The 19,297-nt window shown below is 63.8% G+C and carries 20 protein-coding genes; 16 read left to right on the forward strand and 4 right to left on the reverse strand.

Translation table 11 applies throughout. The annotated features are described in order from the left end of the window. Positions 1 to 27 precede the first annotated feature (27 nt). The 6 genes from pdxA to ACYVHK_RS17335 all read left to right on the forward strand — a co-directional run bounded on the left by pdxA (position 28) and on the right by ACYVHK_RS17335 (position 5,369). Positions 28 to 1,053: a 4-hydroxythreonine-4-phosphate dehydrogenase PdxA gene (gene pdxA, locus ACYVHK_RS17310; RefSeq protein ID WP_460534639.1), complete on the forward strand. Its 1,026-nt coding sequence runs from the start codon at positions 28 to 30 to the stop codon at positions 1,051 to 1,053. A 70-nt stretch (positions 1,054 to 1,123) separates the two neighbouring features. Further along, positions 1,124 to 1,909, forward strand: coding sequence for a ribosomal RNA small subunit methyltransferase A (gene rsmA / locus ACYVHK_RS17315; RefSeq protein ID WP_460534641.1), 786 nt, complete (start codon positions 1,124 to 1,126; stop codon positions 1,907 to 1,909). Between the two features lie 353 nt (positions 1,910 to 2,262). Further along, positions 2,263 to 3,153 (forward strand): transporter substrate-binding domain-containing protein, encoded by an 891-nt coding sequence (locus tag ACYVHK_RS17320; protein WP_460534643.1) that lies wholly within the window; start codon positions 2,263 to 2,265, stop codon positions 3,151 to 3,153. A gap of 60 nt (positions 3,154 to 3,213) precedes the next feature. Next, positions 3,214 to 3,963, forward strand: coding sequence for an amino acid ABC transporter permease (locus tag ACYVHK_RS17325; protein WP_460534645.1), 750 nt, complete (start codon positions 3,214 to 3,216; stop codon positions 3,961 to 3,963). Next, the gene (locus ACYVHK_RS17330) at positions 3,963 to 4,622 is read left to right on the forward strand and encodes an amino acid ABC transporter permease (protein ID WP_460534647.1); all 660 of its coding nucleotides are present in this window, start codon (positions 3,963 to 3,965) and stop codon (positions 4,620 to 4,622) included. Before ACYVHK_RS17325 ends, ACYVHK_RS17330 begins: the two co-directional genes overlap by 1 nt. A gap of 18 nt (positions 4,623 to 4,640) precedes the next feature. Then, a complete protein-coding gene (locus ACYVHK_RS17335) occupies positions 4,641 to 5,369 on the forward strand; it encodes an amino acid ABC transporter ATP-binding protein (RefSeq protein ID WP_460534649.1) in 729 nt (242 codons plus the stop codon). A 664-nt stretch (positions 5,370 to 6,033) separates the two neighbouring features. Here the strand turns inward: ACYVHK_RS17335 and ACYVHK_RS17340 are convergent. From ACYVHK_RS17340 to ACYVHK_RS17355, 4 genes are all read right to left on the reverse strand, one after another. After that, the gene (locus ACYVHK_RS17340; RefSeq protein ID WP_460534651.1) at positions 6,034 to 6,855 is read right to left on the reverse strand and encodes a Clp protease/crotonase-like domain-containing protein; all 822 of its coding nucleotides are present in this window, start codon (positions 6,853 to 6,855) and stop codon (positions 6,034 to 6,036) included. Between the two features lie 98 nt (positions 6,856 to 6,953). After that, positions 6,954 to 7,451, reverse strand: a complete 498-nt coding sequence (locus tag ACYVHK_RS17345; protein ID WP_460534653.1) for a hotdog family protein — start codon at positions 7,449 to 7,451, stop codon at positions 6,954 to 6,956. A 110-nt stretch (positions 7,452 to 7,561) separates the two neighbouring features. After that, the gene (locus tag ACYVHK_RS17350; RefSeq protein WP_460534655.1) at positions 7,562 to 8,125 is read right to left on the reverse strand and encodes a TetR/AcrR family transcriptional regulator; all 564 of its coding nucleotides are present in this window, start codon (positions 8,123 to 8,125) and stop codon (positions 7,562 to 7,564) included. A 127-nt stretch (positions 8,126 to 8,252) separates the two neighbouring features. Then, on the reverse strand, positions 8,253 to 9,173 hold the full coding sequence (locus tag ACYVHK_RS17355; RefSeq protein ID WP_460534657.1) for a LysR family transcriptional regulator: 921 nt from the start codon (positions 9,171 to 9,173) through the stop codon (positions 8,253 to 8,255). Positions 9,174 to 9,280: 107 nt separating this feature from the next. Between ACYVHK_RS17355 and ACYVHK_RS17360 the strand changes: the two genes are divergently transcribed. The 10 genes from ACYVHK_RS17360 (at position 9,281) to ACYVHK_RS17405 (ending at position 19,093) form a co-directional block, all read left to right on the forward strand. Then, positions 9,281 to 10,444 (forward strand): hypothetical protein, encoded by a 1,164-nt coding sequence (locus ACYVHK_RS17360; RefSeq protein WP_460534659.1) that lies wholly within the window; start codon positions 9,281 to 9,283, stop codon positions 10,442 to 10,444. 116 nt (positions 10,445 to 10,560) lie between these two features. Beyond that, positions 10,561 to 11,742, forward strand: coding sequence for a glycosyltransferase family 4 protein (locus tag ACYVHK_RS17365; protein WP_460534661.1), 1,182 nt, complete (start codon positions 10,561 to 10,563; stop codon positions 11,740 to 11,742). 25 nt (positions 11,743 to 11,767) lie between these two features. Continuing rightward, positions 11,768 to 12,295 carry a phosphatase PAP2 family protein gene (locus ACYVHK_RS17370; protein ID WP_460534663.1) on the forward strand — a complete coding sequence of 176 codons (528 nt, stop codon included), beginning with the start codon at positions 11,768 to 11,770 and terminating at the stop codon, positions 12,293 to 12,295. An 81-nt stretch (positions 12,296 to 12,376) separates the two neighbouring features. Continuing rightward, complete coding sequence (locus tag ACYVHK_RS17375; protein ID WP_460534665.1) at positions 12,377 to 12,817, forward strand: CoA-binding protein; 441 nt, start codon at positions 12,377 to 12,379, stop codon at positions 12,815 to 12,817. A gap of 16 nt (positions 12,818 to 12,833) precedes the next feature. Continuing rightward, a complete protein-coding gene (dapF, locus tag ACYVHK_RS17380) occupies positions 12,834 to 13,667 on the forward strand; it encodes a diaminopimelate epimerase (protein ID WP_460534667.1) in 834 nt (277 codons plus the stop codon). A gap of 30 nt (positions 13,668 to 13,697) precedes the next feature. Continuing rightward, positions 13,698 to 14,348: a DUF484 family protein gene (locus ACYVHK_RS17385; RefSeq protein WP_460534669.1), complete on the forward strand. Its 651-nt coding sequence runs from the start codon at positions 13,698 to 13,700 to the stop codon at positions 14,346 to 14,348. 7 nt (positions 14,349 to 14,355) lie between these two features. Continuing rightward, complete coding sequence (locus tag ACYVHK_RS17390; protein WP_460534671.1) at positions 14,356 to 15,249, forward strand: tyrosine recombinase XerC; 894 nt, start codon at positions 14,356 to 14,358, stop codon at positions 15,247 to 15,249. 166 nt (positions 15,250 to 15,415) lie between these two features. Further along, a complete protein-coding gene (locus ACYVHK_RS17395) occupies positions 15,416 to 17,671 on the forward strand; it encodes a PAS domain-containing sensor histidine kinase (RefSeq protein ID WP_460534673.1) in 2,256 nt (751 codons plus the stop codon). Next, positions 17,661 to 18,263: a response regulator transcription factor gene (locus ACYVHK_RS17400; protein WP_460534675.1), complete on the forward strand. Its 603-nt coding sequence runs from the start codon at positions 17,661 to 17,663 to the stop codon at positions 18,261 to 18,263. Before ACYVHK_RS17395 ends, ACYVHK_RS17400 begins: the two co-directional genes overlap by 11 nt. A gap of 92 nt (positions 18,264 to 18,355) precedes the next feature. Continuing rightward, positions 18,356 to 19,093, forward strand: a complete 738-nt coding sequence (locus ACYVHK_RS17405) for a substrate-binding periplasmic protein (RefSeq protein WP_460534677.1) — start codon at positions 18,356 to 18,358, stop codon at positions 19,091 to 19,093. The last annotated feature ends 204 nt before the right edge of the window (positions 19,094 to 19,297 follow it).

A 19,297-nucleotide genomic window follows, 5' to 3' on the forward strand; every position in this document is an offset into this window, starting at 1 on the left:
AGGCCCTTTTCACATGAGGACCCGGCCATGACGGTGACTTCCCTGCCTGCTACGCGCCCGACCATTGCCATCACCACCGGCGAGCCGGCGGGTATCGGCCCTGAATTGTGTGCGGCGCTGTCGAGCGCCGATTTTCCGGCTCGCCTGGTATTGCTGGGCGACAGGGACATGCTGCAGGCGAGGGCCGACATCCATGCGCGGCCCGTCGCGCTGGCGCCCTATCGTCCGGACCAGCCCACCGCCGCCGGTTGCCTGGAGGTGCTGCATATACCGTTGGCGCAGGCCAGTACCGCCGGCCAGCTCGATCAGCGCAATGCCGACTATGTGCTGGCCTTGCTCGACCGCGCGGTGGCGGGCTGCCAGTCCGGCGAGTTTGCCGCGATGGTCACCGCGCCTTTGCACAAGGGCGTGATACGGGATGCCGGCCACCATGACTTCACCGGCCATACCGAGTACCTGGCCGAGCTGACGGCGACACCTCGCGTCGTGATGATGCTGGCCGGAGATTGCCCGGCGGTCGCGACCGGCTATGCACTGCGGGTGGCGCTGGCCACCACGCACCTGCCATTGCGGGAGGTGGCGGATGCCGTCACCCCGGCACTGCTGACCGAGACGCTGCGCATTCTGCACGCCGATCTGCGCGACAAATTCGGCCTTGCCGCACCACGCATCCTGGTGGCGGGGCTCAACCCGCATGCCGGGGAAGGCGGCCATATGGGGCGTGAGGAGATCGATGTCATCATGCCGGTACTGACGCAGTTGCGGGCCGAGGGCATGACGCTGATCGGCCCCCTGCCGGCCGACACCCTGTTCAACCCGCCGGTGCTGGCGCAAGGGGACGCCGTGCTGGCCATGTACCACGACCAGGGCCTGCCGGTACTCAAGCACGCGACCTTTGGCCAGGGCATCAACCTGACCCTGGGCCTGCCGCTGATCCGTACCTCGGTGGACCATGGCACGGCGCTGGACCTGGCGGGCACCGGCCGGGCCGATGGCGGCAGCCTGGCGGCGGCGGTGACATTGGCGCTGGAGCTGGCTTCCCGCAGGCATTGAGCATGGCGAGGTGCACCTTGCGCTTACGCAGTGCTGGGTAGGAAGGGGCCAGGCACCCTACAATAGCGGCATGAGTACACATATCCCCCGCAAACGTTTCGGCCAGAACTTCCTGGAAGACCAGGCCGTGATCGCCGATATCGTCAGCTGCATCGACCCCAGGGCCGATGATGCGATGGTCGAGATCGGCCCCGGCCTCGCCGCGCTCACCACGCCCCTGCTGGCCAAGCTCGATGTGCTGCATGCCGTCGAGATCGACCGCGACATCGTTGCCCGCCTGAGTGGCCGCTTCGCCAAGGGCAAGCTGATCATCCACAACGCCGATGCGCTGAAGTATGACTTCGCGGCGCTGGCCCGCGAGATTGCACCCGGTGGGCAGATCCGCCTGGTCGGCAACCTGCCCTACAACATCTCCACGCCCTTGTTGTTCCACCTGGCGAGCTATGCCGAACTGGTGCGCGACTGTCATTTCATGCTGCAGAACGAGGTGGTGCTGCGCATGGTGGCCGAGCCTGCCTGCGCCGACTACGGCCGCCTGAGCGTGATGCTGCAGTACCACTTCCATATGGAAAAGCTGCTGGATGTGCCACCGGAGGCGTTCAATCCGCCGCCCAAGGTCGATTCCGCCATCGTGCGCATGATTCCCCGCCCCTACCCGCTGCCGGCCAGCAATGTGCCCGCCCTGGAGCGGCTGGTGGCGCAGGCATTTGGCCAGCGTCGCAAGACCTTGCGCAACAATCTCAAGGGCGTGGTCGACGACGCGCTGTTCGAGCAATTGGGCATCGATTCCAGCATCCGGCCGGAAAACCTGTCGGTCCACGACTACGTGCGGCTGTCCAACGCGCTGGCTGTCTGAGTACGGCCGGGCCGGCAGCGCCGCCGTCAGCATGCGGCAAGCGCCGGCCCGTACCCACACCAGCCGGCAGTTTGTCGGCTGGACGAGACACATTCACTGAAAACGCCCCCTTTTTCAGGGCTTTTCCGCGCTTATGACAACTTATTAGGGATTCCCCGCTTGCTGTGGGGTTCGGCCTCGCTACACTTGCCGAGCCGAAATAAGGGGGTCGTGAACCGCCTTCTTTTGCCAGCTTAGCCGGCGCCTTCGGCATTCCGTGTTGCCTTGAGCGCACAGGACTACGCGTCACGCCGCGCAGCGGCTATAGTTTTTGCAGGGCAGTCGAACCACCCCCCAAAAAAGGAGCAATGGCAATGCAGAAATCCCTGATCGTCTCGGCTTTGGTCGCCTCCGCCTTCGCTGGCGCCGCACAAGCCGAGGAACTGACCGGTACGCTGAAAAAGATTGCCGATAGCGGCATCATCACCGTCGGTCACCGCGAATCGTCGATCCCTTTCTCCTATCTGGATGCCAACCAGAAGCCCGTCGGCTACGCGATGGACCTCTGCACCAAGGTCGTCGATGCAGTAAAGAAAAAGCTGAACAAGCCTTCGCTGATCACCAAGCTGGTACCGGTCACCTCGCAGACCCGTATCCCGCTGATGGTCAACGGCACCATCGATATGGAATGTGGTTCGACCACCAACTCCAAGGAACGCCAGAAGCAGGTTGCCTTCAGCGATCACTACTACGTGACCGCCGTGCGCATGCTGACCAAGGCCAACGCCGGCATCAAGTCGCTGGATGACCTGAACGGCAAGGCCGTGGTCACCACCACCGGTACGACCTCGGACCGCTACATCAAGCAAAACGAGCAGGGCAAGCAGATCGACGTGAAGAACGTCTACGGCAAGGACCACTCGGAAAGCTTCCTGATGGTGGAAACCGGTCGTGCTTCCGCCTTCGTAATGGATGACATCCTGCTGGCCGGCCTGATCGCCAACTATACCAACCCCAAGGAATTCGCCATCGTCGGTCCGGCCCTCTCGGTCGAGCCCTACGGCATCATGCTGCGCAAGGATGATCCAGCATTCAAGAAGGTGGTGGACGATACCCTGGTCGGTATCTACAAGTCGGGCGAGATCAACAAGATCTACGACAAGTGGTTCATGCAGCCGATCGCGCCGAAGAATATCGTGATCAACCTGCCGATGAGCGACAAGCTCAAGGAAGCGATCAAGAACCCGAACGACGTGGGTATCTGATTAGGCTGAAGTCGGGCTTGCAAGGGGGGCCGTCAGGCCCCTCTTTGCTTGGAGAAACAGATGGGTAATTACCAATGGAACTGGGGCATCATCTTCGAAGAGGTGATGGGTACCGGTGAGCATTACTACCAATGGCTGATCAGCGGCCTGGGCTGGACGGTGGCCGTGGCCTTGTCGGCCTGGGTGATCGCACTGCTGCTGGGTTCCCTGGTCGGTACCTTGCGTACCGCGCCGAACAAATGGCTGGCTGGCCTTGCCACCGCCTATGTGGAACTGTTCCGCAATATTCCACTGATCGTGCAACTGTTCCTGTGGTTCTTCGTGTTGCCCGAACTGCTGCCCCAGGCAGCCGGCGACTGGATGAAGCAGGGCATGCCTTATCCCGAATTCTTTACCGCGATGATCGGCCTGGGCCTGTTTACCTCGGCCCGGGTGGCCGAGCAGGTGCGCACCGGCATCCAGACCCTGTCTCGCGGTCAGCGCAATGCCGGTCTGGCGATGGGTTTCACCTTGCCGCAGACCTACCGCTATGTGCTGCTGCCCATGGCCTACCGGATCATCATTCCGCCGCTCACTTCCGAGTTCATGAACGTGTTCAAGAACTCCGCCGTGGCGCTGGCGATCGGCCTGACCGAGCTGACTTTCCAGATGCGGCAGATCACCGGTGAGTACGCGCCGTCCAATCCGATCGAGGTGATGACCATCGTTAGCGCGATCTACCTGATCCTGGCCTTCTCGGTGAACCGGCTGATGGCCTTCGTCGAACGTCGTGTCCGGGTGCCAGGCTATATCACCGGAGGGGGCAAATAATGCAACTCGACTGGTCCTCCCTTCCCCGTTCTGCCGATTTTCTCTGGCAGGGCTTCCAGTACTCCTTGTCGCTGACCGGCTTTGCCATGACTTTCGGCATCCTGTTCGGCACGATACTGGCCATGGGCCGGCTGTCCAGCAACAAGCTGATCAGCAACCTGGCCTCCGGCTATGTGAACCTGTTCCGTTCCATCCCGCTGGTGCTGGTGATCTTCTGGTTCTACATCCTGGTGCCGTTGATCACCGGTTACGACGTGGGCGCCGAGCGTTCCGCCTATGTCACCTTCGCGATCTTCGAGGCGGCCTACTACTGCGAGATCATGCGCGCCGGTATCCAGTCCATCTCGCGCGGTCAGGTCGGTGCCGGCCAGGCGTTGGGCTTCACCTATATGCAGAACATGCGTTACGTGATCCTGCCGCAGGCGTTCCGCAACGTGGTGCCGCTGCTCCTGACCCAGACCATCGTGCTGTTCCAGGATACCTCGCTGGTCTACGTGGTCGGTGCGACCGACCTGCTGGGTGCGGCCGACAAGGTTGCCCACCGTGATAACTCGCTGGTGGTGATGTATACCGCGGTCGCCGTGATCTATTTTGTCGTCAGCTTTGCACTGTCGCGCGCGGTCAAGACCCTGCACGCGCGCATCGCCGTCATCCGCTAAGGATTTGAGGATTACTCCATGATTGCAATCAACAATGTCTCCAAGTGGTACGGCAGCTTCCAGGTCCTGACCGACTGCACGACTGATGTCAAAAAAGGCGAAGTGGTGGTGGTGTGCGGCCCGTCCGGGTCGGGCAAGTCCACCCTGATCAAGTGCGTCAACGCGCTTGAGCCGTTCCAGAAGGGCGATATCACCGTCGACGGTATCTCGCTCGGCGACCCCAAAACCAACCTGCCCAAGCTGCGTTCGCGCGTGGGCATGGTGTTCCAGCACTTCGAGCTGTTCCCGCACCTGTCCATCACCGACAACCTGGCGATCGCCCAGCAGAAGGTGCTCGGCCGCTCGCGCGAAGAGGCGATGGACAAGGGCATGAAGCTGCTGGACCGCGTTGGCCTGAAGGCCCACGCCGCCAAGTTCCCCGGCCAGCTGTCCGGTGGCCAGCAGCAGCGCGTGGCGATCGCCCGTGCGCTGGCGATGGACCCGATCGTGATGCTGTTCGACGAACCGACCTCGGCGCTGGACCCGGAAATGGTCAATGAGGTGCTGGACGTGATGGTGCAGCTGGCCCACGAAGGCATGACCATGATGTGCGTGACCCATGAAATGGGTTTTGCCCGCAAGGTCGCCAATCGCGTGATCTTCATGGACAAGGGCAAGATCGAGGAAGACTGCTCCAAGGATGAGTTCTTTGGCAGCCAGCGTGGTGAGCGGGCGCAGCAGTTCTTGTCGAAGATCCTGCAACATTGATAGAAAAGTAGCACCATCGGTGAAGCAATGACCTCAACGAAGCGCCCGGCATAGCCGGGCGTTTTGCTGCATATGAACGTGTAAGCAGCCTTTTGCTTCTATATCACCCACTCCCCCCGCCCTCGCCGGCTCTGCACGCACAGGTTCTAGGTTCGCAAGCTCACCAAGAACTCTGGCAGCCGCGAGGGAGCCTCGCTGACGCTCGTTGGTGGCTTCGATGGCTTGTGGGTGAGGTTCTTGGTGGAAGGCGCTACGCTTTTCCACCCTGCAAGGGTAAAGGCATCGCGGCTCTGGGCTACGGAGTGCCCAGGCCCCCGTGAGCGCTGCTGAGCATCGCAGCGACCTGCGGGGTAGTCCGGGGAGCGTTGTCTGAGCCGGCTTGCCGGCGAGTTTCGCTCTCAGGCCGCAGGGCGCGAGAAGCGCAAGGAACCCGCGTAGCGGGCGGCGCTGTCGGGGTCGCCTTTTCTTTGCTTACTTTCTTTTGGCGAAGCAAAAGAAAGTAAGGCGGCCGCGGGACGCACTCCCGCTCTAAAGCGCACGCAGTGCGCATCTCGCGGCGACAGCCGCTAAAGCAAGAGGCAGCGAACAATCCTTCGGTTCGAGCACTCAGGAAAAGCAAAAGCCCGGCAGCGATGCCGGGCTTTTGCTTGGTGCTCGCGATGGGTCAGTCGCGATAGGTCGGGGCTTGCTTGGTGATGTGGGCCATGGCGGCGGCTTCCAGGTCCTTGGAGATCAGCATGGCCGCATTCCAGGTGGCGACGTAGCGCAGGCCCTCGGCGACGGTGTGGTCGCGGGCGAAGTTGAGGTTTTCCTTGATGCCGCGAACGGTCAGCGGGGGCTTGGCGGCGATGGTGTCGGCGACCGTCATCACTTCCATGAACAGCGAATCGCGATCCTGCAGGCATTGGCTGACGAGGCCCATGTGCAAGGCGTCTTTGCCGCTGAAATTGCGGGCGGTGAAAGCCAGTTCTCGGGTGCGACCGTCGCCGATGATCTTGGGCAGGCGTTGCAGCACACCGACGTCGGCGACGATGCCGAGGTCTACTTCCTTGAGGCAGAAGACGGCATCGCGGGTGCTGTAACGCAGGTCGCAGGCAGCGACCAGATCGAGGGCGCCGCCGACGCAGGAGCCGTGGATGGCGGCGATGACCGGCTTGCGGCATAGCTCGATGGCGGTCAGGCTGTCCTGCAGCTCGATGATGAACTGGCGCAGTTTCTCGGCCTGGCGGCCGTTGCATTCATCCTGGATGCGGCCCTGTACCGCCATCAGCATGCCCAGGTCGATACCGGAGCAGAAGTTGGCGCCGTTGCCGCTGATCACCGCCACCCGGGCGGTGGGTTCCTGATCGAGCCAGCGCATGGCATCGCGCAGCTCGCGCCACATCGGCTCGTTCATGGCGTTGGCACGATCCGGCCGGTTGAGGGCAATATGGGCGACGTGGTTTTCCAGCGTCAGGCTGAGGGTAGTGTAGCTAGGCACGCTCATGGGGACTCCGCTCGGTTCAGGGCGGGGGGCGTCCACGCACAGGCTGGACGATCACCGCCACCTCATAATGATCAGGGACAGGATAGACGGCCGTGGGTTCAACCGCGCTTCTTGGGAATCCAGGCCCAGATCATTTCGCAGATGATGGGTTCGTTGCCGGCTTCGTCGGTGACGGTGACGGGCACCGTGACATCGCCCTTCTCCAGCGTGCGCACATTGGCGATCTGTTCGGCAGTCAGCGCGGCAACGGCCTTCATGTCGCCTTGCGAACGCTTCTTGTACTCGACCTTCATGGACTTGAGCAGCGGCAGCTTGTCGTCCGGCAGGTTCATGCCGACGGCGAAGCCGGTGGCCGTCTCGGCCAGCAGGGCCATGGCGGCAGCGTGGACGCCCTTGATATGGTTCTGGTTCTTGCTGACATTGCGGATGTGGCAGATCACGCGCTCGGTGCTGATCTCCTCGAAATCGATCCCGGCCGTGCCGGCAAACTTCACATAGCTGCCCAGGGCCTTGGAGCGCGCCCAGCGGCGCAGGGGGCCGGGGACCTTCTCGAACTTGGCGACGATACGGCTGAAGGCGTTGCTGAACTTTTCCATGTCTACTTTCCTGTCAGATAAACCCCTGCCCACGCTGACGCGGGCCAAGGGAGTGGTCTCAAGCCGCAGTCAGCGCTTGAATCTCATATTCCCTGAAACGTCCGGGGCCGTTAGCGGGCGCCCAGATCGAGCCGTACCTGCTTCTTGATCGCATCGAGCCAGGCAGGCTCGAAACGCGCGACCTGCAGGCCGCCTTGCAGGGTGGCCAGCAGCGTGGCGGCCTTGTCCTCGCAGCTGCCTGCAAAGCGGAAATGCCCCTGGCTGACGCCATCGCGCAATACCGAGGCACACCATTCATACAGCTCCCGCATGAAACCCCGAGCCTCGACCCGTACCGGATCGGGCAGGGTCGCCCACTCGGCTGCCAGCATGCCGGTGGGGCAAAGCCGCTCGCTATCGGCGTAGTCCATCGTCAGCAGGTCGACATACCACTCCAGCTTGACCCAGGGGTCGGTGGTCGTCGCGGCGTATTGCTCGACCGTCCGCAGAAAACGGCGCCGGAAGCGGGCCACCAGCGCCACGCCCAGATCCGCCTTGCTGGGGTAATGGTAGTGGATGGCGGCATTGCGGATACCCAGCGGCTCAGCCAGATGCTGGTAGCTGAAGCCGTTGAAGCCACGCTCAAGCCAGAGGGCTTCGGCGAGGTCGAGTATGCGTTTCGCGGTATCGTTCATGCGGCGCTCACTTTAACCAAGCAAGTGCTTGAAAGGCAAACATTCTTGCATGTCGCCACGGGAAAGTAGGGGCATGCCACACCGCGCTTTCGTGCGCCTGCGGACCCCGTCGCAGCCGGCAGCCGTTTTACAACAGGGTGATGCCCGGCAGGCTGGCGGCGCAGGTTGCCTTTACGGTATCGACGAAATCCTCCACATACGCCAGTTCGGCACGCGCCTTGGGTACGGCCGCATAGAGCTCGCCATACAGCCGTTGCGTAGTGATCGGTAGCGCGGTGACGTAGCGGCGCTCCAGGTAGGGGGCGACGGCCCAGGCCGGCAGGGCGGCGACACCGCGACGGCTGGCGACCAGTTGCAGGATGGCAACCGTGAGTTCGCTGCTGCGTCGCTTGGGTTGCACGCCGGCCGGGCGCAGTACCTGACGGACCACGTCGAGCATGTCGTCGGGAATCGGATAGCTGATCAAGGTCTCCTGGGCGAAGTCCATGGCGTCGAGTTGCTGCTTGCCGGCAAGGGCGTGGTCATTGGCCACGAGACCGACGATCTCGTAACGAAACAGCGGAAAGTAGTGCATCGGTTCGCCCGGGTCGCGTTCCGAAACGATGCCGAGGTCGGCCTCGTCCTGATGGATCAGGCCGACCGGATCCGCGTGGAAACCGGAGACGATGTCGAGTTCAACCTCGGGCCAGCGAGGCCGGAATTCATCCATCGCCGGCATTAGCCAGTCAAAGCAGGTGTGGCATTCGACCGCGACCCGTAGGCTGCCGGCTGCGCCGTCGCGGATGCGGGCGATGTCGCGGCAGGCGTCGGCCATCTTGGGCAGTACTTCCTGCGCCAGGCCTTGCAGGCGCAGACCAGCCGGGGTGAGTTTGAGTGGCTGGGATTTACGCTCGAACAGGCTGAGGCCGAAGTGGTCCTCCAACTGCTTGAGCTGGTGCGACAGTGCCGACTGGGTGAGGTTGAGCCGTTCGGCCGCCTTGGCCACGCCGCCGGTTTCCACCAGCGCGGCCAGAGTGCGCAGATGACGGAATTCGAGCAAGGAGTTCATGAGCCGTATCGATGTTGGATTGGAAAAATATGCGTTTTGATCATAGACAGCTGACGCGCATCATGCAAAGCATTCATTCATATTCTTCAATTCACGGAGGCACGCTCATGATCACCACCCACCTGCTCGGCTTTCCGTGCATAGGCCGCCACGGCGAGCTGCCGGCCGTGGTCGAACAATTCCGGCGCAAGGAGCGGGAAGAGGCGGAATGGCTCGCCCTGGGTAGCGAACTGCGGCTGCAGTATTGGCGCAGGCAAGAGGCCGCAGGGCAGCGCTTTGTCACCGTGGGCGACTTCACCTACGCCGACCAGGTACTAGATACCGCGGTGCTGCTGGGCGCCTTGCCCCATCGCTTCGGCTTTGACGCACAGCACTTGAGCCGTCGACAGTACTTCGAGCTGGCGCATGGCAATCACGAGCAGCCTGCCTGTAGCCAACGGCCATGGTTTGGCAGCGGATATCCGTACCTGCAGCCGGAGTTCGATATCGACAGCCGCTTTGATGGCGGGCCGGCATGGCTATTCGAAGTACTACGGGAGGCCGTGCAAGCCGGCTTCAAACCCAAGGTGCAGTTGCTGGGGCCGCTGACGCTGCTCAGGCAGGCCAGGGTGGATGGCATCGACGCGCTAGCGCTGTTGCCGCGGCTGGTGCCGGCCTATGTGCGGCTACTCAGGCAACTGGCGGCGGAGGGCGGTAGCTGGGTGCAGTTGGACGAACCCTTGCTCGGCCCCGAACTCGATGGTCCCTGGCTGGCGGCGTTCCCTCCGGTTTATCGCGAGCTGGCCCTGGCGCATCCGCAGATCCTGCTGGCCAGCTATGGTGAGGGGGTAGGCAAGCATGCCGAACTGCTCCGATCGCTGCCGGTGGCGGGCGTGCACATCGATCTGGTCTCGGCCCCGGCGCAATTGGCCCGGTTTGGCGACTGGTCACGGGGCAAGGTGCTGTCGGTCGGTATCGTCGACGGCCGCGATGACCAGCAGACCGACCTGGATGCCGCCCTCAACCTCCTCACGCCGCTGCACAGCAAGCTGGGGGAGGGACTCTGGTTGGCGTCGAGCCCTACCTTGCTGCAGCGGGCGCCCGGGCCGGATCAGGCGGGGGAGGATATCGCCCGCCAGAAGCTAGCCGAGCTCAATACTCTCGCCCGTGCGCTATGCCTGGGGCGCAGTGTCTGTTTTCAGGCACTGGAAGCAAACCGTGCCGCCCTGGCGCGCAGCCGGGTGGGGTCGGCGAACCTTGCGGCTGCCGCCGACGTGCAGGTCGAGGTGTAACAGGCCGGGCGGAACACCGGGCCGCCGGACGGACCCGGGGTGGCGCGATGATGGTTCATAAAAACTTCATCGCCCGGTCACGCCACCGACACCGAACACTCCGGATCATGCGGTGCATGAAGCCATCGCACCTGCACCTTGCCATCGTTACCGAAACCTACCCGCCCGAGGTCAATGGGGTAGCCATGAGCTGCGGCCGCATGGTGCAGGGCCTGCGCGGCCGGGGGCACCGGGTGGACCTGGTCCGACCGCGCCAGGAGGCCGACCCCGGTGCGGACGAGACGGATCTGCTGGTGCGGGGCCTGGGCATACCCAACTACCCGGAACTGCGTTTTGGCCTGCCGGCGACCGGCCGCCTGCTGCGGCAGTGGCGGCGGGAACGACCAGACCTGGTGGTGGCGGTGACCGAGGGACCACTGGGCTGGAGCGCCTTGCGGGCCGCCCGCAAGCTAGGCATTCCGGCGATATCGGAATTCCACACCAATTTCCATAGCTACAGCCAGCACTACGGCATGGCCTGGCTGCAGCGCCCGCTTCGGGGCTATCTGCGCAGCTTTCATAACCGCAACCTGGCGACGCTGGTGCCGAGTGCCGACGTCAAGGCCAGCCTGGAGGGGCAGGGCTTCGGGCACCTGGAGATTGTCTCCCGCGGGGTGGATACCGTGCTGTTCGACCCGGCCAAGCGATCGGCCGAGCTGCGTGCCGGCTGGCATGCCGGTGCCGACACGCTGGTGGTGGCCTATGTCGGCCGGATGGCGGCGGAAAAGAACCTGCCGCTGGTACTCGACGCCTACCGGGCGATGCGGCAGATACGGCCAGACAGCCGCATGGTATGGGTAGGCGATGGACCCGAACGGGCAGCCTTGCAGGCGGGCCATCCCGAGCAGTACTTCGCCGGCATGCAGCGCGGGGAGGCGCTGGCGAGCCACTATGCCTCCGCCGATGTCTTCCTGTTTGCCAGCACGACCGAGACCTACGGCAACGTGACGATCGAGGCCATGGCCAGCGGCCTGGGCGTGGTCACCTATGACTATGCGGCTGCGCAGGCGCATATACGCCATAACCACAATGGCTTGCTGGCGACCTTCGACGACGATGCGGACTTTATCGAGCAGGCCTGCTATGCCGCCCGCTATCCCAATGTGATGCGTGAGCTGGGCAGCGTGGCACGCCTGACGGCGGAGCACCTGGGCTGGGAGACGATCGTGCAGCGCTTCGAGGAAGTGGCCTATACGGCGCTGGGGCGCAATGACTATCTCGACGACGGCCTGGGTCGGGCCGCCGCTTCGCTGACGTGAGCCAGGGCCTGGCCAGGAGAACAGCATGCGTATCCCGCTGAACCGTGAAGACTGGCTGGCCCTTGATCAACGCTGGACGCTGCGCTGTAACCGCGCCAGCCACTATCACTTCTGGCGTGGCTTCTTTGCCATGATCAGCCGGCTCGGCAATGGGGTGTTCTGGTACGGGCTGATGGCGCTGTTGCTGCTGATCCAGGGCAAGGCGGCATTGCCGGCGGTACTGCGCATGGTGGTGGTCGGCGTCGTCGGCCTGCTGCTGTACAAGTGGCTGAAACGCGCGACCTCCCGGCCACGGCCGTTCATGCGCTCGGCCGCCATCCTGCGGGCCTATGAGACGCTGGACGAGTACAGCTTCCCTTCCGGCCATACCCTGCACGCCGTCAGCCTGACCCTGGTCACGTTGGCGTATTTTCCGGCACTGGCAGGTCTGCTGGTTCCGTTCACGTTGCTGGTAGCCGTCTCCCGTCCCGTGCTGGGGCTGCATTATCCCAGCGATGTACTGGCGGGTGCCGGCATCGGTGCCACCCTGGCGGGTCTCTCGCTGCTGTTCTAGTTCGCCGCGCAGCACTGCCCAGCGCTGCCGAATATCCGCCGGCCGGTATGCCGTTGCGCGCTGTCATGGCATCATCCTGTCATGTTCCAGAATCCATCCGATGCCACCCTGCGTCAGTTGCTGACGCAAAGCCGCCGTCTGGCGGTGGTCGGCCTGTCGCCCAAACCGGACAGGCCCAGTTTCCGTGTCTCTCGCCAGATGCAATCCTGGGGTTACCAGATCGTGCCGGTACGGCCGCTGGTCGATGCCGTGCTGGGCGAGACCGCCTATGCGCAACTCGAGCAGGTGCCAGGCAAGGTGGACCTGGTGAATGTGTTCCGCAATGCCAGCGAGGTCGAGGCGGTGGTGGACAGCGCCATCGCGATCGGTGCGCCGGCCATCTGGATACAGCAGGGCATCATCAACGAAGCGGCGGCGCTGAAGGCGCAAGCCGCCGGCCTGATCGTGGTGATGGACCGCTGCATCATGGTCGAGCATGCACGCCTGGGCCTGCCCCGGCTATCGCCCTCCCGCCCTTCCTGACACCGACGGCCATACGATGAAACTTCGCTTTACCAAGATGCAGGGCCTGGGCAACGACTTTGTCGTGCTCGATGGCGTGAGCCAGTCGCTGGCCCTGAGTACCGAACAGCTGCGCAAGCTCGGTGACCGTCACTTCGGCGTGGGCTGCGACCAGATCCTGCTGGTCGAGAATCCGCACCACCCCGATGCCGACTTCCGCTACCGGATCTTCAACGGTGGCGATGGCGGCGAAGTGGAACAGTGCGGCAATGGTGCACGTTGCTTTGTGCGTTTCGTGCACGACCGAGGCCTGACCCGGAAGCGGGCGATCAAGGTGGAAACGGCGCGTGGCCTGATCGTGCCGCAGCTGGAGGAGAACGGCCTGGTCACGGTGGACATGGGCGCGCCGCGCTTTGCGCCGACGGAGATCCCTTTCCTGGCCGATGCCGAGGCGATCAGCCACCCCATCGAGGTGGGGGAGCGGCTGATCGAGGTGACCGTGGTCAATATGGGCAACCCGCACGCGGTACAGGTGGTGCCCGATGTGGATACCGCCGCGGTGCCGGTCCATGGGCCGATCATCGAATCGCACCCGCTGTTCCCGCAGCGCGTGAACGCGGGCTTTATGCAGATAGTCGGCCGCAACGAGATCCGCCTGCGGGTCTATGAGCGCGAGGCAGGCGAGACGCTGGCCTGCGGTACCGGCGCCTGTGCAGCGGTGGTGGCCGGCATACGCCGGGGCTTGCTTGATGCCACGGTGCGGGTTCACACCCGTGGTGGCGATCTGACCATACGCTGGGGTGGACCCGGCCAGCCTGTGCTGATGACCGGCCCGGCGGTCAGCGTATTCGAAGGCGAAATTGAAATCTGATGCACACCCTACGTGAAGGACAGGACTGCCATGCAAAGCACTGATGTTGCCAACTGGCTGCAAGCCAATCCGAAATTCTTCGAGGAATATGCCGACCTGGTGGCGGAGATCTTCATTCCCCATCCGCACGGCGGACGCGCGATCCCGATTGCCGAACGGCAGATCCTGACGCTGCGGGAAAAGAACAAGCTGATCGAAAACAAGCTCGGTGAGCTGCTGCAGTTTGGCGAAGAGAATGACCAGATCGGCGACAAGGTCCACAAGCTGTCGATCGCACTGATGCAGGCACGTGACCTGGCCGGCGTACTGGGTACGCTGAACTACCACCTGCAGGAGAACTTCCAGATCCCGCATCTCGCCGTGCGACTGTGGGGTGGCGAGGCAGACGCGACATTGAGCGAGTTCGCCCCGGTTGGCGAAGAGGTGAACAAGCTCGCGCTAAGCCTGGTCACGCCCTATTGCGGTCCCTACGTGACCGACGAGGTGATGGGCTGGCTTGGCGAATCCGCACCGCGGCTCAAGTCCTTTGCCCAGGTTGCGCTCAAGACCGAGGGGGTTCCCTTCGGCATCCTGGTATTGGCCAGCGAAGACCCGCAGCGCTTCTATCCGGAGATGGGGACGCTGTATCTTTCCCGCATCGGCGAGCTGGCATCGGCCGCGCTGGGGCGCTGCCTGGATTGAATCCCGCATGAGCCCCCTGGAGCGGCTGGATCGTTACCTTACCGGTGAGCAGGGCAAAGCTGCGGCAACGCGCGAGGCCTACCTGGCCGACGCCGAACTGTTGCTGCGCTTTGCCGGCGATACCGCGCTGGACGCACTGACGGTGCGAGAGATCCGCAGCTATGTGCGGCAAATGAAGTTGCAGGGACATGATCATCGCAGCATCGCCCGTCGCCTGAGTGCGTGGCGCAGCTGGTTCAAGCTGCTGGTGCGCGAGGCGGGCTTCGCTACCAACCCGGTCGACGGGGTGAAGGCGCCGCGGGCGCCACGCAAGCTGCCACGCCCCGTTGCCGTCGATGAGACGATGGGGTTCCTCGAGAGCCTGGACGGCGACGATGTCCTGAGCCTGCGGGACCGGGCGATGTTCGAACTGGCGTATTCATCGGGCTTGCGGGTATCGGAACTGGTCGGCGCCGATTGCGGTGACTTCCGCGATGGCGGTGCCAGCCTGCAGGTCCTGGGCAAAGGTGGCAAGACGCGGCAGGTACCGGTCGGCGAAGAAGCCGACCAGGCATTGCAACGCTGGCTGGCCACGCGTACCGGCCTGGCACAGGCGGATGAGACCGCCTTGTTCGTCAACCGTTTTGGCCGCCGCATGACCAGCCGGGCGGTGCAGCAGCGGCTGGCGGGCTGGTCCGACCGGCTGGGCCTGGCCGATCGGCTGCACCCCCACCGCTTGCGCCATGCCTGTGCTAGTCACTTCCTGCAGGGCAGCCAGGACCTGCGTGCTACCCAGGAGCTGCTGGGCCACGCCAGTATCGCGACCACCCAGATTTATACCCGGCTCGACTTCCAGCACCTGGCCAAGGTTTACGACGCGGCCCATCCCCGCGCCAAGACCGATGAGGGCCCTCAGGATTAACGCGCCGCGCGACCCGGTCAGCGGCTACTCCGTCAAGCCGGCCCCCGCCCCCCTTTCCCAGCCTCATGAGGGAAAGCCCCAAGCGGCATCGGGCCAGCCACGTCTTATCGTTAGCTGGATGCGACGTGCTTTTCTCCTGCCCCGACCGGACCGCTGGTTGTGGGCGATGCCCAATCTCGCGCTGATCTGCTTCCTGGCGGTCGGCGTGGCCTTGCTGCTGTTCATACGCCACAACGAGCGGCAGCGGCAGCATGACAAGCTGGTCGAGGACACGCTGTGGCAGGTGCAGACCCTGCGCAGCGAACTTGCCACGCGCCAGGGGCAACTGGACGGGCTGGCGCATGACTTCGTGCGCGGCAATCTCAGCGAGGGTGCGTTCTACGAACGTGCCGCCAATATCATGGCCGGCAGCCCCGAGGTACTGGCGCTGGCCTACACCAACGAATATGGCGACGCGGTCTGGAGCTATCCGGCCCAGGCCATGGCGCCGCTCAAGCTGCATCCGGCGGTGATCGAACCCCTGCAACGCTCGGCCCGCATCGGACTACCGGCCAGCACGCCGCCGTTCGACTTCCCTGGCGCCGGGCAGGCGGTGGCGATGGCTTTCCCGGCCGTACAGGGCAACCGTACGCTGGGTACTTTTGTGGCGGTGGTATCGCTCAAGGGCTTGTTGCGGGTCTATGTGCCCTGGTGGATCGCCAAGCGTTACCACCTGGGCTTTGTGGACATCGAAGGCGAGACCCTGGCGGCCCGGCCCGAGCAGCCGCTGCCCGACCCCGGCCCGCTGGTCTACGATATTTCGGTCGACCCGCCCGGCTATGGCCTGAAGCTGCGTGCCGTGCTGTTCCAGACTGGCTGGCCGCTGTGGCAGCACGTGCTGTACTGGGTGCTGGCGGGCTTGTCCGGCTTGATGTTGTGGTCGCTATGGGTACTCAAGCGCCATATGCGCGAGCGATTGAGTACCGAGCGCGCGCTGGTGCGGGAAATGAACCTGCGACAGGCACTGGAGGATTCGCTGGTATCGGGCGTGTTCGCCATCGACCAGTCCGGCCGCATGCTGCACGTCAACCGCGCCTTCTGCCGCATGTCAGGCTTCGAGGCGGCCGAGCTGCTGGGCGGCCTACCGCCTTTCCCCTACTGGCCCCCGGAGACCCTGCAGCAGTGCGAGCAGGTCTATGCCGCCATCCAGCGCGGCGAATGCCCGGTCAATGGTTTCTCGCTGCGCTATATGCGCAAGGGCGGCGAGCGTTTTGACGTGCGGCTGTACTCCAGTGCACTGATCGACGCCGACGGGCAGCATACCGGCTGGGTCGCGTCGATCACCGACGTAACCGAGCTGAAGCGCGAGCGGGTAGCGCTCAAGGCTTCGCATGAGCGTTTCGTGGCGGTGCTCAATGGCCTGGATGCGGCGGTGGCGGTGACCGACCGGCGCAACGGCGAACTGCTGCTGTCCAATCGCGCCTTCCATGAAGCCTTCCAGTTGCCGGCACCCGACGGTCCCTTGTGCGCGCTACCCTTGCGTCACCACGACCCGGACGGCGAATGGTTCGATCCCATTCTCGGCCGCTGGTACCAGCATCATCGGCGCGAGACCCAGTGGGTGGATCATTCCAATGTCTGGCTCGATATCGCCAGCGACGTGACCGAGCGCAAGCTGGCGGCGGATCGCGAGCGGCAGCAGACCGAGAAACTGCAACAGACCGCCCGGCTGATTGCGATGGGGGAGATTGCGTCCAGCCTGGCGCACGAGCTCAACCAGCCATTGGCCGCCATCTCAAGCTACAGCACGGCCTGCCGCAACCTGGTCGCCAGCGGCCAACTGAGCCAGCAGGAGCTCGATGGCGCCTTGCAGAAGATCGCCGAGCAGTCGCGCCGGGCCGGTTCCATCGTGCGGGGCATACGCGAGTTTGTGCAAAAGCGGGAGCCGCAGCGCTCGCGTTGCGAGGTCGGTGACCTGGTCGATACCGTGCTGTCCTTGCTGGCCGCCCCGCTGAACCGCCACCATGTCCGACTGAAGGAGCGACGCCTGGCGGACGATACGGTGCTGTACGCCGACCGCGTGATGCTGGAGCAGGTGTTGTTCAACCTCGGCAAGAACGCGATCGAGGCCATGGCCGAAGGCGTGCAGTCGAGCCGGATATTGACGGTGGAGACCCATGTGCGCGGTGAGTGGCTCGACATGATCGTGGCGGACCGCGGACCCGGTATTGCGCCGGACGATGTGGAGAAGCTGTTCCTGCCGTTCTATACCACCAAGGCGGAAGGGATGGGCATGGGCCTCAATATCTGTCGTACCATTGTGGAAAATCATCAGGGCCGCCTGTCCGTCGAGGCACGCGATGGTGGCGGCAGCCGCTTTGTCGTCAGCCTCCCCCTGAACACGCCGATGCCCTTGAAGGAAGCTGAAGATCATGTTGTCTGACCCCCGAATTGCCCTGGTTGACGATGATGCCGCGGTACGCGACGCGCTGAAATGGCTGTTTGCCTCGCGCGGGCATCAGGTTGCGCCGTTCGAATCCGCCGCCGCGTTGCTGGCAGACCGGGATGCCAGCCGCTTTGCCTGCCTGGTACTGGACCTGCGCATGCCAGGCATGGGCGGCATGGAGCTGTTCCAGACCCTGCAGGGCAGGGGCTATACCCCACCCACCGTATTCCTGACCGGGCATGGCGACGTGCCGCAGGCCGTGGCGGCCCTGAAGCTGGGGGCGGTGGACTTCATCGAGAAGCCGTTTGATGACAATGCCTTGGTCAGCCTGGTGGAGCGTTGCCTCAACCTGGATCAGGAGCGACGGACCGCCTGGGAAAACCGGCGCCAGGTAGAGCGCCGCCTGGGTGAACTGACCCCGCGCGAGCAGGAGGTCATGGCCCTGTTCCTGGAAGGCAAGCTCAACAAGCAGATTGCCGACGAGCTCGATATCAGCATGAAGACGGTGGAAGTACACCGTGCCCGCGTGCTGGAGAAGATGGGCGTGAAGTCGGCCGTGGAATTGGCCAACCTGCTGAACCTGACCTAGCCTTCGCCAGCCAGCCGCCTGAGCCTTTGCTATAACAAGGTTCAGGAGGAATAAAAAATGGGCTGCCATCCATGAGCTGGCTCGGAGGGGCAATGCTGCTGGCGCTGCTGAGCTTGAGTGCCGCAGCCGATACGCTGACCCTGCGCACTGCCGCCCAAGAGGGGTCCAGCCCCAAGTTCGTGGTCTTGGCGGACAAGCAGATCGGCGGCATCTGCATAGAACTGCTACAGGCCCTGAGCAAGGTCGACGCCGGCCTGCGCTTCAGTGGGGAGCAGCAGCTCTACCCCTTGCCGCGTATCGAACGCATGCTGGAAACCGGTGACCTGGACATGGCCTGCGGCCTGGCCCTCAACCCTAGTCGCGCCAATAAATTCCAGGTCGTCCAGCCCCCCGCCTACGAAGCCAGCTACGGTTTTGCCGTACGCCGCGGTGACACGGCAAAACCCGCCAACTGGGATGAGGTTGCGCAGCTCACCGGCGACAACACCGTGCTCCTGGTCGCCGGCAGTGGCGTGATCGAGAATCTGAAACGCCGCAGCGATATCCGTCTTGATACCACGGCCATGGCACCGCAGCAGAACCTGGCCAAGCTGGTCAATCGTCGCGGCCGCCTGTTCTACTACCGCCTGCAGGGGCTCAAGCGCGAGATCGAACTCGCCCAACTGGGTGAACAGCTCGAGGTATTGCCCTATGTGGTGGACCAGTACCGATTCCACCTGATGCTGTCGCGTCAGCAGCCACCGTCCGCGGCAAACCGGCTGCGGGCCGGCCTGCTGCAGTTGCAGGCGAGCGGCGAGCTGGCGCAGATCATCGCCCGCTGGCAGCCGTGATGCACCGGCGCCACACACGAAAAAGCCGCCTTGAGGCGGCTTTTTTCATGGCGATGAAGTGATGTCCGCTCAGCCGACCGAGGCTCCCTCGCGGGGCTGCCAGGGTTTCTGGTGAACATGCGAAACGGGGACTTAGGGCGAGTGGGGACGGTAAGAGTAGGGTCACTAAAGGGAGCGCAGCTATATCCGCACCCACCAATGCAA

The sequence above is a fragment of the Chitinimonas naiadis genome (genome assembly GCF_054780835.1).

Coding starts and splice junctions, on each gene's coding strand:
- pdxA (WP_460534639.1), top strand. CDS start 28: ATGACGGTGACTTCCCTGCCTGCTACGCGCCCGACCATTGCCATCACC.
- rsmA (WP_460534641.1), top strand. CDS start 1,124: ATGAGTACACATATCCCCCGCAAACGTTTCGGCCAGAACTTCCTGGAA.
- ACYVHK_RS17320 (WP_460534643.1), top strand. CDS start 2,263: ATGCAGAAATCCCTGATCGTCTCGGCTTTGGTCGCCTCCGCCTTCGCT.
- ACYVHK_RS17325 (WP_460534645.1), top strand. CDS start 3,214: ATGGGTAATTACCAATGGAACTGGGGCATCATCTTCGAAGAGGTGATG.
- ACYVHK_RS17330 (WP_460534647.1), top strand. CDS start 3,963: ATGCAACTCGACTGGTCCTCCCTTCCCCGTTCTGCCGATTTTCTCTGG.
- ACYVHK_RS17335 (WP_460534649.1), top strand. CDS start 4,641: ATGATTGCAATCAACAATGTCTCCAAGTGGTACGGCAGCTTCCAGGTC.
- ACYVHK_RS17340 (WP_460534651.1), bottom strand. CDS start 6,855: ATGAGCGTGCCTAGCTACACTACCCTCAGCCTGACGCTGGAAAACCAC.
- ACYVHK_RS17345 (WP_460534653.1), bottom strand. CDS start 7,451: ATGGAAAAGTTCAGCAACGCCTTCAGCCGTATCGTCGCCAAGTTCGAG.
- ACYVHK_RS17350 (WP_460534655.1), bottom strand. CDS start 8,125: ATGAACGATACCGCGAAACGCATACTCGACCTCGCCGAAGCCCTCTGG.
- ACYVHK_RS17355 (WP_460534657.1), bottom strand. CDS start 9,173: ATGAACTCCTTGCTCGAATTCCGTCATCTGCGCACTCTGGCCGCGCTG.
- ACYVHK_RS17360 (WP_460534659.1), top strand. CDS start 9,281: ATGATCACCACCCACCTGCTCGGCTTTCCGTGCATAGGCCGCCACGGC.
- ACYVHK_RS17365 (WP_460534661.1), top strand. CDS start 10,561: ATGAAGCCATCGCACCTGCACCTTGCCATCGTTACCGAAACCTACCCG.
- ACYVHK_RS17370 (WP_460534663.1), top strand. CDS start 11,768: ATGCGTATCCCGCTGAACCGTGAAGACTGGCTGGCCCTTGATCAACGC.
- ACYVHK_RS17375 (WP_460534665.1), top strand. CDS start 12,377: ATGTTCCAGAATCCATCCGATGCCACCCTGCGTCAGTTGCTGACGCAA.
- dapF (WP_460534667.1), top strand. CDS start 12,834: ATGAAACTTCGCTTTACCAAGATGCAGGGCCTGGGCAACGACTTTGTC.
- ACYVHK_RS17385 (WP_460534669.1), top strand. CDS start 13,698: ATGCAAAGCACTGATGTTGCCAACTGGCTGCAAGCCAATCCGAAATTC.
- ACYVHK_RS17390 (WP_460534671.1), top strand. CDS start 14,356: ATGAGCCCCCTGGAGCGGCTGGATCGTTACCTTACCGGTGAGCAGGGC.
- ACYVHK_RS17395 (WP_460534673.1), top strand. CDS start 15,416: ATGCCCAATCTCGCGCTGATCTGCTTCCTGGCGGTCGGCGTGGCCTTG.
- ACYVHK_RS17400 (WP_460534675.1), top strand. CDS start 17,661: ATGTTGTCTGACCCCCGAATTGCCCTGGTTGACGATGATGCCGCGGTA.
- ACYVHK_RS17405 (WP_460534677.1), top strand. CDS start 18,356: ATGCTGCTGGCGCTGCTGAGCTTGAGTGCCGCAGCCGATACGCTGACC.